Here is a 15,782-nt window from a genome sequence, read left to right as displayed (position 1 = left end):
CTCCACCCCCTCTCCCCTGGGGGAGAGGGCGGCCGCAACGCGGCCTGGCGAGGGGGGCATCGTTCGTTGCCGGCCTCAGCGGCCGCCGATAACGCCGATATAGTCCGACACCCAGCGGTAGTAGGGCACGCACTGGTCGTTCTGGCTGGCGCATTTCGACACCGGGGTCCGCCAGAACTTGATCTTGGCGAAGTCCTCGAAGCCGTTGGCCTTGCAGCCTGCGTCGGTCAGCAGTTCGTTGCCCTTGCAGGCCGCGGGTACTGCCGGGTTCGAGCCGAACCAGGCAGCAAGGTCGCCCTGCAGCTTGGGGTTCAGCGAATGCTCGAGCCACATGTAGGCGCAGTTCGGATTGGCGGCCTCGGCATGCATCATCGTGGTATCGGCCCAGCCGGTGGCGCCTTCCTCCGGAATGGTCGAGCCCACCGGCTGCTTTTCCGAGCCGAGCAGGTTGACCTGGAACGGCCAGGAACCCGAGGCAACCACGCCTTCGTTCTTGAAGTCGTCGATCTGGATCATGGCGTCGTGCCAGTAGCGGCCGACAAGCGTGCGCTGGACGCGCAGCAGGTCGAGCGCTGCCTTGTACTGGTCCTCGTTGAGCTCGTAGGGATCCTTGATGCCGAGGTCGGGCTTGTGCGCCATCAAATAGTTGGCGGCGTCCGCGATGTGGATCGCGCCGTCATAGGCCTGGACGCGGCCCTTGTTGGGCTTGCCGTCGGGCAGGTCCATCGGCTCGAACACGACGTTCCAGCTCTTGGGCGCTTCCTTGAAGACGCTGGTGTTGTACATCAAGACGTTCGGGCCCCACTGATAGGGCACGCCGTAATGCTGGCCATCGACGGTGAACCACGGCGCATCCTTGAGGCGCTCGTCGACGGTCGACCAGCTCTTGACGAGATCTGTATTGATGGGCTGGACGCGCTTGCCGGCGACGAGGCGCAGCGAGGCATCGCCCGAGGCGGTGACGAGGTCGAAGCCGCCCTCGTTCATCAGCGCCACCATTTCGTCCGAGGTGGCGGCGGTCTTTACGTTGACCTTGCAGCCCGACGCCTTCTCGAACTCCGTCACCCAGTCGTAATTCTTGTCAGTCTCGCCGCGCTCGATATAGCCCGGCCAGGCGATGATGTTGACCTGGCCTTCGCCGGCGCCGATTTCCTTGACCTGCGCCACCGCCTGGCCGGAAAAGCTGCAGGCCAAGGCGATTGCCGTGCAGGACTTCAGAAATGCCTTCATCTCGATCCTCCCATTTGCAGGAGCCGCTCTCGACCGGCGGCATTGCCCTGAAACGAAAGGTGCTGCCAAAGCGCAGGTTTCGCAAATTCATTCGAAAGAAGGGTGATATCGGTTTTTCCGATATCTGACGGCTACGTCAAAGCTTCTGGCGGACGGCGCGCTGCGCCTGGGCGATGCCGATGAAATCGCGCGCCGCCGCCGGCAGCGACGAGCCGCGCCGCCACACCATGCCGACCTGCACCACGGGCAGCGAACCGGAGACGTCGCGGGATTCGATTCGGTCGCCTTCGAGCGACCACGGCCGGTAGACGAGGTCGGGCAAAAGTGCCACCCCTGCCCCGGTCGCCACCAGTGAGCGCACGGCCTCGACCGAGCGCGTGCGGAAGGCGACATGCGGCTTGGCGCCGATGGCGGCAAGCAGCTTGCCGGTGTTCTCCTCGATCTCGTCGACCGTCAGCATGATCAGCTGCTCGGACGCGATGTCGCCGACGCTGATGATCTCGGCCGAAGCGAGCCGGTGGCCGAGCGGCAGCCACAGCCTGTAGGCCGAGACCTCGAGAATTTCCGACTGCAGCGCCATGCGGTCGCGCAGATTGGAGGTCACCATGACGGCAAGGTCGAGCTTGCCGCCGACCAAAAGGTGCTCGAGATAGTCGCCATTGTCCTCGATCGCCGAAATCTCGACCGCCGGATGGGCGCGACGGTAGCGCGCCAGCAGGTCGGACAGGACGTAGCCGGCGACAAGCGAAGTGACGCCGAGCTTGAGCTGGCCAGTCGTTGCCGTCTGGCCGCCAAAGAAGGTACGCCGGGCGTCCGAGACGTCGGCGAGGATCTTGGTGGCGTGGCGCAGGAACTGGTGGCCCTTGTGGGTGATGTTGAGGCCGCGCGGATGGCGCTCGAACAGCTCGACGCCGAGGTCGCCCTCCAGTTCCTTGATCGCCTCGGTGACCGACGACTGCGAGATCGACAGGTTCTGCGCCGCGCGCGAAATCGTGCCCTGCTCGGCGACGGCGACGAAGAACTGAAGCTGACGAAGCGTGAAGGCCATGTCGGGACTAAACAGGGCGGCGGCGGGTTTGGGAAGGGGGCTCGGGGCCGTCCGTCATCGACCTCTCGGCCAATCGCCAACATCGCTAGGCTAATCCCTACGATGTTCCAGGATGAGCGCCGCCGGCGACGAGACTAATCTCCCTCCTTGTGGGGGGTGAGACGCAGTCCGCGTAGCGGACGAAAAGCCAATTGCTTGGCTTTTCGAGCGTCGAACGCCGGCAGGCCAGAGAGGGGTGCGAAGGAATGAGGCGCATGGCGATCTGCGCCGAACTGCCGGGCTGCGGCGAAAGCCCAAGGCAGCGCCAGCCAAAAAAGCAAAAAGCGGGGAAAGCCTTCCCCGCTTTGCTTGGGATTTGTTCGATACAAAGCCCCCTAGTGCAGCACCAGCACGTCGCCGGAGGAAAAACTGATCTCGGTCTTCTGGCCGACGACCGGCGGCGGGCTGCTCGGGCTGTTGAAGGTGTCGAGCGAGACGACGTTCTGGCCGACGCCGACGCGGACGCGGATGACCGAGCCCAGGAAATGCACGTCGGCGATCTGGCCGGTGAGGTTCGAATCGTTGCCGGCCTTGCGGCCAAGCGAGATCGCCTCGGGACGCAGCGCGAGCGACAGCGTGTCGCCAGACTTGGAGCCGTTGAGCTTGCCCTTGAGGCCGATCTCCTCAGCGTTGATCTTGACGGTGCCGGAAGCCGCGTCGCTGATCGTGCCTTCGAGCACGTTGAGCGTGCCGACGAAATTGGCGACGAACTTGGTCGACGGGCGGTTGTAGATCTCGAACGGCGTGCCGGTCTGGTCGGCGCGGCCCTCGTTCATCACCACGATGCGGTCGGACATCGACAGCGCCTCTTCCTGGTCGTGGGTGACGAAGATGGTGGTGATGCCTAGCTTCTTCTGGATCGAGCGGATTTCCTCGCGCAGCGAGATGCGCACCTTGGCGTCGAGCGCCGACAGCGGCTCGTCGAGCAGCAAGAGCTTGGGCTTCGGCGCAAGGGCGCGCGCGAGCGCAATGCGCTGCTGCTGGCCGCCGGAGAGCTGGTAGGGATAGCGATCGCCGAAGTCGGGCAGCTTGATGATGCCGAGCATCTCGTCGATGCGCGCCTGGGCCTCGGCCTTGGGCATGCCGGCGACCTTGAGGCCGAAGCCGATGTTCTGGGCGACGGTCAGATTGGGGAACAGCGCGTAGGCCTGGAACACCATGCCGATGTTGCGCTGGTTGGGCTTGAGGCCGGTGACGTCCTTGCCGCCGATCAGCACCTTGCCGGCGCTGGGCTCCTCGAAGCCGGCGACGATGCGCAGCATGGTGGTCTTGCCGCAGCCCGATGGCCCGAGGAAGGAGACGAACTCGCCGGCACCGACGTCGAGGTTGAAGTCCTTGACCACGGCGACGTTGCCGAAAGACTTCTTGACGTTCTGGATGCTGAGAAAGGGATCGGCCATTGGCTTGTGCTCTTCTTGTTCAGTTCGGGCGGTTTGCCGACTTCGGCGCGAAACGTGCGAGGATCTGGATCACCGACATGCAGCCCCAGGTGATGGCAAACGCGATGACCGCAAGCGCGGCCGGCTCATAGGCGCGGTTGGCGCCGATGTTCTGCAGATAAGGACCGAAGGCCGGGCGGTTGAGCAGGCTGGCCAGGGTGAACTCGCCGATGACGATGGCGAAGGTCAGGAAGGCGCCCGACAGCACGGCGATCAGCACGTTGGGCAGGATGACGCGGGCGATGATCGTGGTCCAGCCGGCACCGAGAATCTGGGCCGCCTCGGTCAGCGTGCGCACGTCGATGGTGCGCAGGCCGGTGTCGACGGCCCGGTACATGTAAGGCAGTGCCAGCGTCGCATAGCCGATGACCAGGAGCGCGTCGGTGCCGCGCGCCGAGCCGAGGAACGGCAGCGGCGAGTTCGAGCCGTACATCCTGATGTAGCCGAAGACGATGACGATCGCCGGGATGACCAGCGGCAAAAGCGTGATGAACTCGACGATAGGCCTCAGCTGCGGCATGCGCAGCCTGATCCAGTAGGCGGTCGGCACGACGAGGAACACGCCGAGCAGGATGGTGAACACGGCGACCGTCACCGAATAGGCGAAGGTCTCCTGGAAACGCGCATCGCCGAGCACGACGCGGTAGGCGTCAAAGGAATAGACGCCGCGGCGCATGCGCAGCGAGAACTCGAAGGTGGCGATCAGCGGAATGAAGAAATAGGCGGCACCGACGACAAAGACGAGCCAGGCCCAGAAGCGACTGGTCTTCATTTCAGCCACCTCTCGCTGCGGGTGCGGAACCAGATGTAGAAGATGTTGGCGAGGCCGGTGACGACGATCATGCCGAAGGCCAGCGCGTAGCCGAGATGCGGATTGTGCAGCACGTCGCCGCGGATCTGGGCATAGAGCTTGATCGGCACGATGTTGAGCGACGAGCCGGTGAAGGCATAAGCCGTGGCGATGGCGCCGAAGGAATTGGCGAACAGCAGGATGACGGTGCCGAGGAAGCTCGGCCACAGCACCGGGATGACGACCATGCGCCAGTACTGCCAGGTGGTGGCGCCGAGCGTGGCAGCCGCCTCGCCCCATTCACGCTTCAGCCCATCGATCGCCGGCGTGATGATGACGATCATCAGCGGGATCTGGAAGAACAGGTAGACGATGATGAGGCCCCACGACGTGAGCACGTTGAAGCCCAGCGCGTAGATGTCGATGCCGATGCCACGCAGAAGCACGGTAACCAAGCCGAGACGCCCGAGCGTGGCGAGGAAGGCGAATGCCAGCGGCACGCCGGCGAAATTGGAGGCGACGCCCGAAAACGTCATCGTCGACGAGCGCACCCAGGCGGGCAAGCCACCGCGCACGATGGCGATCGCCATGGCCAGGCCGATGAAGGCGCCGACGGTGGCCGACCAGAAGCTGATCTTGATCGATACCCAGTAGGCATCGCGGATCGACTTGTCGATGAAGAGCTGGCGGATGTTGTCGAGCGTGTACTGGCCCTGGTCGTTCTGGAACGCGCCGACGACGAGATAGAGCGTCGGCAGGATCAAAAACATCAGGGCGAAGATGAAGAATGGCGCAACGCCGAGCCAATGGGTCGGCAAGCGGAAACCGCTGCGAGCGTCCGGCGGAGCGGAGCGTGAGGCGATGGCCGTGTCTGATATGCTGGCTTGGGTCATCGGGGCGCCGTCTTGAGAGAAAAAGCGGGCGGCCGCGAAGCCGCCCGCGATAGCAGATGTTCAGTTACTGAACGTTGGCGCCGACAACGGCATCCCACTGCTTGGTGATCGCTTCCTTGCCCTTGGCCTGGTCGTCAAGCGTCGGGAACACGGCCTTTTCATAGGCAGCGGCCGGCGGCAGCTTGTCGAGCATCTCCTGCGGGATCTTGCCGTTCTTGGCGAGATCGTTGAAGCGGATCGGGTGGCAGTAGCCCTTCAGCCAGCCGAGCTGACCTTCGTCGGAGTAGAGATACTCCATCCACAGCTTGGCTGCGTTCGGATGCGGCGCATAGGCGCTGATCGCCTGGACATAGACGCCGGCAACGACGCCCGAAGCCGGGACGACGACGTCGACCGGCGGGTTGCCGTTGAGCGTGTCGCGGCCAGCAAGGGCGTTGTAGTCCCAGGTGATCAGGATCGGGGTCTGGCCCTGTGCGAGGGTGGCCGACTTGCCGATGACCGGCACGAAGTTGCCCTTGGCGTTCAGTTCCTTGAAGAAGGCGAGGCCCTTCTCGGCAGCCGAAGCGGCGTCGGTGGCACCCGAGCCGAGACCGGCGGCATAGACGCCCTGGATCGCCTGGTTGGACGCGCGCGGGTCACCGGCGAGCGCAACCGAGTTCTTGTATTCGTCCTTGAGCAGGTCGGCCCAGTCGGCCGGCACGTTCTTGACGAGGTCCTTGTTCACTTCGAAGGACAGCACGCCGTAATAGTCGCCGTACCAGAAGCCGTCAGCATCCTTGGCGGTGTCCGGGATCGAATCCCAGGTCGCGACCTTGTAAGGCTGGATCAGGCCATCGGCCTTGGCCTGCGGGCCGTAGGAGAGACCGACGTCGATGACGTCAGGCGCCTGCGGGCCCTTGTTGTCCTTGTTCGCCTTAATGGCTTCGATCTCGTCGCTGGAGCCCGCGTCGGGGTTCAGCTCGTTGACGGTGATCTCGGGATACTTCTTCTTGAAACCTTCGATGACGGCGCCATAGCCGCACCAGTCATGCGGCAGCGCGATCGTGGTCAGCTGGCCCTCCGCCTTCGCGGCGGCTTCGAGTGCGGCCATATCCTGGGCCGACACAAAAGCCGTCGTCACCATCAGCGACGCCGCGCTTAGGGAAAGCACTTTCCCTGCAAACTTGAACATGTTGTTCTCTCCGTTGAACTGACGCCATGAGACGCCTGCGATGCGGTATCGACTCCATGTGACAGTCACATGAAAGTTCCATGAAGCCGGCGCCCGCAGTGGAAAAAAGTTAACTACTTTTAATCGGTTGTCGCAATCGTCGCCGTTGTTTACCGGCTAATTAAATTCCGGATGCCTCCCAAACCCCTCCCCTTTGTTTTGCCGACTATACAATTCGGGATCGTGTCCCAGCACTAGTCTCAAACCGTCCCTTCGATGGCGTTTTCAAGCAAGCCGAGCGCCGCCTTCTTGCTGAGCTTGACCGGGTTGCCGCCAGCGGTCGGATCGACGACCGCCATGTCGGCGATCAGGGCCTTGCGCTTCTTGTCCATGTCGAGGCCCTTGATCAGGCCGGGCAGCGCGTGCGGCACCTTGAGTTCCTTGCGCAGCTTGATCACCGCCTTGGCGAAACCGTCGAAGCCGCCCTTGATGCCGCAATAGGCGGACAGGCGCGCGATGCGCTCCTCGATGGCGTCGCGGTTGAAGGCGAGCACATAGGGCATGAACACGGCGTTGGTCATGCCGTGGTGGGTGTCGTAGAGCGCGCCGATCGGATGCGACAGCGAATGGATCGCGCCCAGGCCTTTCTGGAAGGCGGCGGCACCCATCGCGGCAGCGCTCATCATGTGGGCGCGCGCCGCCAAGTCCTTGCCGTTGGCATAGGCCTTGGGCAGGTTCTCGAACACCAGCCGGATGCCTTCAACCGCGATGCCGTCGGCCATCGGATGGTAGCCAGGCGCGCAATAGGCTTCGAGGCAGTGCGCGAAGGCGTCCATGCCGGTGCCGGCGGTGATGAAGGACGGCATGCCGACCGAAAGCTCCGGATCGGCGATGACGATCGCCGGCAAAAGCTTGGGATGGAAGATGACCTTCTTGGTGTGGGTCTCTTCATTGGTGATGACGCCGGCGCGGCCGACTTCGGAACCGGTGCCGGCCGTGGTCGGCACGGCGATGATCGGGGCGATCGCATCCGAGTTTGCGCGGGTCCACCAGTCGCCGACGTCCTCGAAATCCCACACTGGAAGCGTCTGTCCGGCCTGGAAGGCGATCAGCTTGCCCAAATCGAGCGCCGAGCCGCCGCCGAAGGCGATGACGCCGTCATGCTTGCCCTTCTTGAATACCGCGATGCCGGCGGTGAGGTTCGATTCGACCGGGTTCGGCTTGACGTCGGAGAAGACGCCGTAGGGCACCTTGGCGTCGTCGAGGATCTTCAGCGTCGAGGCCACGACCGGCAGTTTGGCAAGGCCCGGATCGGTGACGAACAGCGGCTTCTTGATGCCGGTGGCGGCAAGCACATCGGGCAGCTCGGAGATGCGGCCGGCGCCGAAACGAACTGTTGTCGGGTAGTTCCACTTGGAAACGAGTTTGGACATGTCTTCGCTTTCAGGAAATCAGATTGGTGTTCGGGAAATCAGATCTTTTCGCGCAGGTGATAGGACTTCGGCCGGGTCAGGTTGTCGTAGCCGATCTGCGACAGGGCAGCACCCTTGCCGGTGTCCTTGACGCCGGTCCACACGAGTGCCGGATCGAGATAGTCGCAGCGGTTCATGAACACGGTGCCCGTCTCGACGCGGTCGCCGACCGAGATGGCGTGCTCGGTGTCGGCGGTCCAGATCGAGGCGGTCAGGCCGTAGGGGCTGTCGTTCATCAACGCGATCGCCTCTTCGTCATTGCGCACCTTCATGATGCCGACGACGGGGCCGAAGCTTTCGTCACGCATGACGGACATCTGGTGGTCGACATTGGTCAGCACCTCCGCCGGCAGGTAGGGCGAACCTTCCTTGTCTTGGGCGTCTTTGGTGTTCATGTGCGCGACCGCACCCTTGCGCAGGGCTTCGGCCTTCTGCTCGCGGATGAAGTCGGCGAGGCGCGCCTGGGCCATCGGCCCCATCGTCGTTGCCTGTTCGAGCGGGTTACCGAGCACGTAGCTCCTGGTCTCGGCGATGAAGCCCTCGACGAACTGGTCGTAGATCTTCTCGTGGACGTAGACGCGCTCGATGCCGCAGCAGCACTGGCCCGAGTTGAAGAACGCGCCTTCGACCAGATTGGCAACCGCATGGTCGAGCTTGGCGTCCGGCAGGACATAGGCCGGGTCCTTGCCGCCGAGCTCGAGACCGAGCGTCATGAAGGTACCGGCCGCGGCCTTCTCGATGGCGCGGCCGCCAGCCACCGAGCCAGTGAAGTTGACGTGGTCGATCTTGCCCGAGCCGAGCAGCTTCTCGGTCTGGGCATGGTTGAGCACCAGGTTCTGGAAAACGTACTTCGGAAGGCCGGCGACTTCAAAAGCCTTGGCGAAGCGTTCGCCGACGAGCAGCGTCTGCGCGGCATGCTTGAGGATGACGGTCGAGCCGGCGATCAGTGCAGGCACGATGGTGTTGACGGCGGTGAGATAGGGGTAATTCCACGGCGCGATGACCATGACCACGCCGAGCGGGTCCTTCTTCACGTAGCGGAGGAAGCCGTCCTTGGGATTGGACGCGAGAACCGGCTTGAGCGCCTGCTCGGCGATCTCGACCATATATTGGGTGCGTTCCCTGACGCCGCCGAACTCGCCGCCATAGCGGGTCGGCCGGCCCATCTGCCAGGCCAGCTCAGGCACGATCTCGTCGCTCATGGCAACGAGTGCTTCGAGCATCTTGAGCATGTAGGCGGCGCGCTCGGCGACCGGCACCTTGGCCCAGTCGGCTTGTGCTGCGCGCGCGCGCTCGACCGCGGCATTGATCGCCTGGTCGGAAGCGACCGGCCGCTCGACAAAGATCGAGCCATCGATGGGGGATTTGAGTTTGACCGTCTCGGTCATGTTTTTTGTCCTTCCAAGTTCAACACCCTCCCCTGGCCGGCAGGCCAAAGGAGGGTCACGCAATGATGATGACTTTAGTACCGCTCGAAGCCTCTGTGCAGCTCCCAGTCGGTGATGCGGCGGTCGTATTCGAACTGTTCCCAGCGCGCGGTGTGGACGTAGTGGTCGACAACCTCCTCGCCGAGGGCTTCCCGTAGCATCTTGGACGATGCCAGGGTCTCGGTGGCATCGCGCAGGGTCTTTGGAATCTCGGGCAGGCTGGCCGCCTGATACGCGTCGCCGACGAACGGCTTCTGCAGCTCGAGCTTTTCATCAATGCCGGCGAGGCCGGCGGCGATCAGTGCGGCAAAAGCGAGATAGGGATTGAGGTCGGCGCCGCCGATGCGGCATTCCATGCGGATGCCCTTGGTGCCTTCGCCGCAGAGGCGGAAGCCGGCGGTGCGGTTGTCCTCGCTCCACATGATCTTGGTCGGCGCAAAAGTGCCCGACTGGAAGCGCTTGTAGGAATTGATGTAGGGCGCCAGGAACCAGGTGAACTCCTTGGCATATTTGAGCTGGCCGGCCGACCATTGCTGGCCGAGCTTGGACAGCGTCCACTCAGCACCCTTTTCGTAGAACAGCGGTGTCTTGCCGTCGGCACTCCACAGCGAATTGTGGATGTGGCTGGAGTTGCCGGCGAGACCGTAATTGTACTTGGACATGAATGAGATCGCCTTGCCTTCCGAAGCCGCGATCTCCTTGGCGCCGTTCTTCAGGATGACATGGCGGTCGGCCATCTCAAGCACTTCGGCGTAGCGGACGTTGATCTCTTCCTGGCCCGGGCCCCACTCGCCCTTGGAGTTCTCGATCGGGATGCCGGCGGCTTCCATCTCGTTGCGAAGCCGGCGCATGACGCCTTCTTCCTTGGTGGTGATGCCGATCAGGTAGTCGCCGATATAGGGCGAGGCGGTGTCGAGGTTCTGCCAGTGCTTGGCGCGGGCCGAATCGTAGGTTTCGGAGAACAGGTAGAATTCGAGCTCGGAGGCGAAATAGGCGAGATAGCCGCGATCCTGCAGCCGCTTGACCTGCTTGCGCAGGATGCCGCGCGGCGAATGCGCCAGATCCTCATGCGTGTGGTGATCCTGCAAGTCGCAGAGCAGCAGCGCCGTCTTTTCGAGCCAAGGCACGTTGCGGATGGTGTTGAGGTCGGGCTTCATGACGAAGTCGCCATAGCCTTTCGACCAGCTTGCGGCCTTGTAGCCGGGCACCGGCTCCATATCGATGTCGTTGGCCAGCAAATAGTTGCAGCCATGGGTCTCGTCATAGGCGGACTCAACGAAGTACTTGGCCAAAAACCGCTTGCCGACCAGACGGCCCTGCATGTCGACGGCGCAGGCAAGCACCGTGTCGATCTCGCCTGAGGCGACAGCCTTCTTCAACTGATCGAATGAGAGATTTCCAGCCATTTTTGTTCCGCTCCGGGCAATGCCACTTTCAGGTTTTTGGAAGATCGTTCTGAGGGTTGAAACGAGACGTGGCCGGCACTTGGCCGGCCACGGCCATATCGAGGACTGTCAGTGTCCGGTTTCGCCGACGGCGCGTTCGGCCGCTGCGATCTCGGCAGCGCGCTTGGCCACCTGGTCACCGATCGGAGGCCCCTGGAAGCGGCGTGCTTCGAAGCCGAACCAGACAACGCCGGTGACGATCAGGAAGCCGACGGTGATATAGAGCGCCCAGTCGTTCGGCGGCTGGATGCCGATCACGAAGATCAGGATCATGGCGATGATCGAAAGCACGGCGAACAGCTTGAAGACACCTTCGCCGAGATTGAACGGACCCATCTTGTCCCACTTCGAGGTGCCCCAGGCCACCAGGCCAAGCGCGATCGGAATTGTGAAGGAGAAGAACAGGAAGATGACCGTGCAGGCGACGACGATGGTGTAGACCGGCGTCTCGCCGATGGAGACCAGCGACGAACCCCAGACGAACAGGACAGACAGGATGGAGCCGGTCCAGATCGCAGCCACCGGCGTGCGATAGGTCGGGCTGACCTTGGCAAGTGCCTTGGAGCCCGGCAGGCCGCCGTCACGCGAGAAGGCGAAGATCATGCGCGACACCGACGTCACGGTCGCCAGACCGCAAAGCCACTGGGCGACGAAGATGGCGAGATAGAGCAGGTCCTTGACCACCGGGTTGACCTGTTCGGTCATCGCCCAGAAGAACACGTTCCAGCCCTGGGCTGCTGCCGCATCCATGCTCGGCAGCATCAGCACGAACGAGCACAGCATGATGTAGCCGAACAGAGCCGACCACAGCACCGAACCGATCATGGCGCGCGGCACCGAATGAGCCGCCTTCAGCGTCTCTTCCGAGGTATGCGCCGAGGCATCGTAGCCGGTGATGGTGTAGATCGGCAGCAACAGGCCGAGCAGGAACACCCACATCGACGAGTTGGTCGGCCAGACATTGCCGCCCGCTTCGCCCGAATAGTTGGAGAAGGTGAACAGCCGGCTGACTTCATAGCTGTCGGCGGCTGCCAGGCAGACGACGGCGAGCGCGATCGCGGTTGCGAAGATGAGATAGCCGGAGAAATCAGTGAGCTTGGCGGTGAGGCCGATGCCCATGTGATTCACCAGCGCCTGCAACCCGGTGATGATGGCTAGGAAGATGATGCGGGTGGTGGTGGTGTCTTCGAGCCCGAGGTAGGACGTGCCGAAGGCGCCCATGAAGAAGTAGTAGGTGCCGACATTGATGGCGCCGAGCACGGTGACGAGACCGAGCAGGTTGAACCAGGCGGTCAGCCAGCCGGTGAAGCGGTTGCCGAGGATCGAACCCCAGTGATAGAGGCCGCCGGCCGTTGGATAGGCCGAGCTGATCTGCGCCATGGCCACCGCGAACACCAGCGACACGAAGCAGCCGAGCGGCCAGCCGATGCCGATGGCGGCACCGCCGGCGCCTGAGGTCGCCTGCGCCAGCGAATTGATGCCGCCTGACAGGATGCAGATGATGGAGAACGAAACCGCGAAATTCGAGAACTGGCTCATTCGCCGTTCGAGTTCCTGGGCGTAGCCCATGCTGTGGAGGACTTGGACGTCCTCGCTCTTGTCTTTCTCGGAATAACCAGGTGCTGCCATTTCAGTGTCCCCTTATTGTTATGCCTTTGATTGAGCTGCGCGGCCGGGGCTCGCCTGGAAGGGGGCTGCGTCACCCGCCTCCGGTTCGAGCTCCGCAAAGATGCCCGTGAGCAGATCCGCCCATTTCCGCTGCCCGGTCTGCGCCGAGATTTCGTCGTTGCGGATTTCGATCATCGCGCACGGCAGGCCGCGCGACCTGCCGTGGTGTTCCAGGGTGAAGTAGACGCGGTCGGCTGGAGCATAGGGCTCGTTGACGCCGACTGTTATGCCGTCGAGCCCCTGCAGCGCCGCGATCAGCGGAGCGGCGAGCCGGGAGTCCTCGTCATGGATGATGCCAATGTGCCAGGGGCGCGAAACGCCCTTGTAGACAGGAGTGAAGGAATGGACAGACACCAGTCTCGTCTCCCGCCCCTCGCGGAGCCGTTCCGCAACGACCTCGTCGATCGCATCGTGGAACGGGCGCCATGATAGCGCGATTCGCGCCTCGCGCTGAGTGGCCGAAAGTGCCGCGTTTCCCGGAATGGCGGTGGTTTCGCTGATCTCCGGGATCAGGTCGTGGGCGCCGAGCGGGCGGTTGCAGTCGATGGCGAGCCGCGAGACGCAGGATTCGACAAGCGTGGCATCGAGACCCTCGGCCAGGCGCTGGGCGACAGGCAAGGCGCCGGGATCCCAGGCGATGTGGCGCAGCATCTCGGACGCATCGAGGCCGAGCGTGCCAAAGCTTGCGGGCAGATGATTGGAGGCATGATCGCACAGGATGACAAAGGGGCTGCGCCCGGCCCGGTTTGTAACCCGGACGGCATTCGACATTGCACGCGCAGCGGCCTGGCCCGATCCCATTCAGTCATCCCCGGGGCCGTATCGTATGTTACGTATTTTTGTTCATTGCGCCCCTGTGGATGATTTCATACACTTTGCAGGAGTTTGTCAAATGTCATTTCAGGCCTGAGCCAGACTGTGCGCTGGGCCAGGGCGTCAACCAATACAGCAGGGGATGAGATGGTTTCGAGCGTTGCCGAACTGATCACCGAAAAGATCGACACGATGCCTGCCGGCGAGCGCCGGGCAGCGCAGACGCTGATCGCATCCTACCCGCTGATCGGGCTGAAGACGGTGGCCGAATTCTCGCAGCAGGCCGGCGTTTCGTCACCGACGATCCTGCGCTTCGTTGCCAGGCTCGGATTCCAGAACTATCCCGAGTTCCAGTCGGCACTGCAGGACGAGCTGGCAGCCCAGCTGCAGTCGCCGGCGTCGCGCACCAACACCACCCAATCGCCCCTGCCCGCTTCGACAGCCCCCATCCTGGAAGCGGTGCTTGAAAACATCCGCGAGACATTCAGGCATATTTCCGAGCGGCAGCTGGCCGACATCGTTGCCCAGCTCGCCAGCCCGAAGGCACATGTCTACCTCGTCGGTGGCCGCTTCACCGATCCGCTGGCACGCTACATGGCAGCCCATCTCAACCTGATCCGGCCCAACGTCACCCATCTCGTCGGCCAGGAAAGCCTGTGGCGCGACAGGCTGATCGACATGGGCAAGCGCGACACGCTGCTGATCTTTGACATCCGCCGCTACCAGGACAGCCTGATCCGCTTCGCCGAGAAGGCACACAACAGGGGCGCGACGATCGTCCTGTTCACCGACCAGTGGCTGTCGCCGATCGCACGTTTCGCCCGCCACGTCATTGCCGGGCGCACGGCCGTGCCTTCGGCCTGGGATTCGTCGGCATCGCTGTTCGTCGCCGCCGAAGCGGTGATCGGCGCCCTGACGCGCCAGCTCGAAAGCGAAGGCGCAAAGCGCATCCGCGCGATCGAGGATCTGCGCTGAACCAAGAGACAATCCCGCAAATATTACGCAGATTTAATGTGCTACGGGCCGAGAATTGCCCTAAGCCTCGGCTGACGAACTAGGCTATACTGGCGCGCCCTTGCGGGCTTGCGCCCGGTTGCCGACGAACGATCCTTGGCGAGGTGCGGCGACGGCGCAGTGCTTTGCCAGCGATGAGAAGCCACGTGTTCCCGAGCGGAACGAAAACGCAGCAGACCGGAGTACGCATGGCCGCCTGGAAGCAGATTGTCTTGGCAATTGGCATTGTACTTGCGGCAGCCGCCGGTTGGGTGCTGCTGGTGCCGAGTTCGCGCACGGTTCTCGCCAGTTGGGGCATCGACTGGGCCCAGGCCAAGACGGAACAGCCGCAGACGGCGCGCGGCGGCAGCGGCGGCAACCGCCAGGGCGGCAATCGCGGCGGCCAGCCGCAGACACCTGTCGTCACCCAGACAGTAGCTTCGGGCACGATCAACGACCGGCTGTCGGCAATCGGCACCGGCCGGGCGCTCAACTCGGTCGTCATCAACCCTTACGCCTCCGGGCGGCTGACCGAGATCGCGGTCGGCGCCGGCGAGAAGGTCGAGGCTGGCGGGGTCATAGCCAAGCTCGATTCGGATTCAGAAGAGATCGCGCTCGAACGCGCCCGCATCGCGCAGGGCGATGCCGAGGCATCGCTGGAGCGTATCAAGGCGCTGCGCGCCACCAACACGGCGACCACGGTGCAGCTCAAGGAAGCGGAACTGGCGCTCGAGAACGCGCGCCTTGCGGTGCGCGACGCAGCACTCGCGCTCGACCGCCGCACCATCATCGCCCCCATCGCCGGCATCGTCGGCATCCTGCCGGTCGAGGCCGGCAACTACGTCACCAGCCAGACCACCATCGCCACCATCGACGATCGCTCGCGCATCATCGTCGACTTCTGGGTGCCGGAGCGTTTCACCGGCCTGATTGCGGTCGGCGCACCGCTGACGGCCAACTCTGTCGCCCGTCCCGGCCAGGTCATCGAAGGCGTTGTCAGCGCTGTCGACAACCGGCTCGACGAACAGAGCCGGACGCTGCGTATCCAGGCCCGCCTCGACAATGACGGCGACATGCTGCGCGCCGGCATGTCGTTCCAGGTCGCGATGCAGTTTCCCGGCGACACCTATCCATCGGTCGACCCGCTGGCGATCCAGTGGGGCGGCGACGGCGCCTTCGTCTGGGCGCTCGACAACGGCAAGGCCAAGCGCGTGCCTGTGCGCATCATCCAGCGCAACACCGACAGCGTGCTGGTGCAGGCGGCACTGACCGCCGGCGACAAGGTCGTGACCGAAGGCATCCACACGGTGCGCGAAGGGGCAGAGCTTTTGATTGCCGGCCGCGAGCCCGCCGGCAGCGGCTCCTGAGCGGGAGC

General features: G+C 63.6%; 13 protein-coding genes. 2 read left to right on the top strand and 11 right to left on the bottom strand.

The annotated features are described in order from the left end of the window. Positions 1–75: 75 nt before the first annotated feature. From J1C56_RS24185 to J1C56_RS24135, 11 genes are all read right to left on the bottom strand, one after another. Positions 76–1,230: an ABC transporter substrate-binding protein gene (locus J1C56_RS24185; protein WP_214392558.1), complete on the bottom strand. Its 1,155-nt coding sequence runs from the start codon at positions 1,228–1,230 to the stop codon at positions 76–78. A gap of 136 nt (positions 1,231–1,366) precedes the next feature. Continuing rightward, positions 1,367–2,278 carry a LysR family transcriptional regulator gene (locus tag J1C56_RS24180; RefSeq protein ID WP_214392557.1) on the bottom strand — a complete coding sequence of 304 codons (912 nt, stop codon included), beginning with the start codon at positions 2,276–2,278 and terminating at the stop codon, positions 1,367–1,369. 374 nt (positions 2,279–2,652) lie between these two features. Next, on the bottom strand, positions 2,653–3,717 hold the full coding sequence (locus tag J1C56_RS24175) for an ABC transporter ATP-binding protein (protein WP_214392556.1): 1,065 nt from the start codon (positions 3,715–3,717) through the stop codon (positions 2,653–2,655). A 19-nt stretch (positions 3,718–3,736) separates the two neighbouring features. After that, positions 3,737–4,528, bottom strand: a complete 792-nt coding sequence (locus tag J1C56_RS24170) for an ABC transporter permease (protein ID WP_214392555.1) — start codon at positions 4,526–4,528, stop codon at positions 3,737–3,739. Next, positions 4,525–5,439 (bottom strand): ABC transporter permease, encoded by a 915-nt coding sequence (locus J1C56_RS24165; protein WP_420797429.1) that lies wholly within the window; start codon positions 5,437–5,439, stop codon positions 4,525–4,527. The genes J1C56_RS24170 and J1C56_RS24165 overlap by 4 nt, the downstream gene beginning before the upstream one ends. Positions 5,440–5,503: 64 nt before the next feature. Then, complete coding sequence (locus J1C56_RS24160; RefSeq protein ID WP_214392554.1) at positions 5,504–6,610, bottom strand: ABC transporter substrate-binding protein; 1,107 nt, start codon at positions 6,608–6,610, stop codon at positions 5,504–5,506. A gap of 239 nt (positions 6,611–6,849) precedes the next feature. Continuing rightward, positions 6,850–8,022: an iron-containing alcohol dehydrogenase gene (locus tag J1C56_RS24155; RefSeq protein ID WP_214392553.1), complete on the bottom strand. Its 1,173-nt coding sequence runs from the start codon at positions 8,020–8,022 to the stop codon at positions 6,850–6,852. A gap of 38 nt (positions 8,023–8,060) precedes the next feature. Further along, a complete protein-coding gene (locus tag J1C56_RS24150) occupies positions 8,061–9,449 on the bottom strand; it encodes an aldehyde dehydrogenase family protein (protein ID WP_214392552.1) in 1,389 nt (462 codons plus the stop codon). A 74-nt stretch (positions 9,450–9,523) separates the two neighbouring features. Next, complete coding sequence (locus J1C56_RS24145; RefSeq protein ID WP_214392551.1) at positions 9,524–10,894, bottom strand: glutamine synthetase family protein; 1,371 nt, start codon at positions 10,892–10,894, stop codon at positions 9,524–9,526. A 108-nt stretch (positions 10,895–11,002) separates the two neighbouring features. Further along, positions 11,003–12,562, bottom strand: coding sequence for an amino acid permease (locus J1C56_RS24140; RefSeq protein ID WP_214392550.1), 1,560 nt, complete (start codon positions 12,560–12,562; stop codon positions 11,003–11,005). Between the two features lie 18 nt (positions 12,563–12,580). After that, on the bottom strand, positions 12,581–13,402 hold the full coding sequence (locus J1C56_RS24135) for an N-formylglutamate amidohydrolase (protein WP_214392549.1): 822 nt from the start codon (positions 13,400–13,402) through the stop codon (positions 12,581–12,583). A gap of 159 nt (positions 13,403–13,561) precedes the next feature. Here J1C56_RS24135 and J1C56_RS24130 point away from each other — a divergent pair, with 159 nt between their 5' ends. Then, the gene (locus J1C56_RS24130; protein ID WP_214392548.1) at positions 13,562–14,389 is read left to right on the top strand and encodes a MurR/RpiR family transcriptional regulator; all 828 of its coding nucleotides are present in this window, start codon (positions 13,562–13,564) and stop codon (positions 14,387–14,389) included. 227 nt (positions 14,390–14,616) lie between these two features. After that, entirely contained in the window at positions 14,617–15,774 is a 1,158-nt protein-coding gene (locus J1C56_RS24125) for an efflux RND transporter periplasmic adaptor subunit (protein ID WP_214392547.1), read from the top strand. Positions 15,775–15,782: the final 8 nt, after the last annotated feature.

This window comes from Aminobacter anthyllidis (assembly GCF_018555685.1).
Lineage (GTDB): Bacteria > Pseudomonadota > Alphaproteobacteria > Rhizobiales > Rhizobiaceae > Aminobacter > Aminobacter anthyllidis.
Note: the sequence above shows the minus strand (reverse complement) of the source record. Positions and strands in the feature narration are given on the sequence as shown.

Bases quoted from the DNA above. Each gene is read 5' to 3' on its own strand.
- J1C56_RS24170 (WP_214392555.1), bottom strand. From the start codon at position 4,528: ATGAAGACCAGTCGCTTCTGGGCCTGGCTCGTCTTTGTCGTCGGTGCC.
- J1C56_RS24180 (WP_214392557.1), bottom strand. From the start codon at position 2,278: ATGGCCTTCACGCTTCGTCAGCTTCAGTTCTTCGTCGCCGTCGCCGAG.
- J1C56_RS24165 (WP_420797429.1), bottom strand. From the start codon at position 5,439: ATGACCCAAGCCAGCATATCAGACACGGCCATCGCCTCACGCTCCGCT.
- J1C56_RS24135 (WP_214392549.1), bottom strand. From the start codon at position 13,402: ATGGGATCGGGCCAGGCCGCTGCGCGTGCAATGTCGAATGCCGTCCGG.
- J1C56_RS24130 (WP_214392548.1), top strand. From the start codon at position 13,562: ATGGTTTCGAGCGTTGCCGAACTGATCACCGAAAAGATCGACACGATG.
- J1C56_RS24145 (WP_214392551.1), bottom strand. From the start codon at position 10,894: ATGGCTGGAAATCTCTCATTCGATCAGTTGAAGAAGGCTGTCGCCTCA.
- J1C56_RS24155 (WP_214392553.1), bottom strand. From the start codon at position 8,022: ATGTCCAAACTCGTTTCCAAGTGGAACTACCCGACAACAGTTCGTTTC.
- J1C56_RS24175 (WP_214392556.1), bottom strand. From the start codon at position 3,717: ATGGCCGATCCCTTTCTCAGCATCCAGAACGTCAAGAAGTCTTTCGGC.
- J1C56_RS24160 (WP_214392554.1), bottom strand. From the start codon at position 6,610: ATGTTCAAGTTTGCAGGGAAAGTGCTTTCCCTAAGCGCGGCGTCGCTG.
- J1C56_RS24125 (WP_214392547.1), top strand. From the start codon at position 14,617: ATGGCCGCCTGGAAGCAGATTGTCTTGGCAATTGGCATTGTACTTGCG.
- J1C56_RS24150 (WP_214392552.1), bottom strand. From the start codon at position 9,449: ATGACCGAGACGGTCAAACTCAAATCCCCCATCGATGGCTCGATCTTT.
- J1C56_RS24185 (WP_214392558.1), bottom strand. From the start codon at position 1,230: ATGAAGGCATTTCTGAAGTCCTGCACGGCAATCGCCTTGGCCTGCAGC.
- J1C56_RS24140 (WP_214392550.1), bottom strand. From the start codon at position 12,562: ATGGCAGCACCTGGTTATTCCGAGAAAGACAAGAGCGAGGACGTCCAA.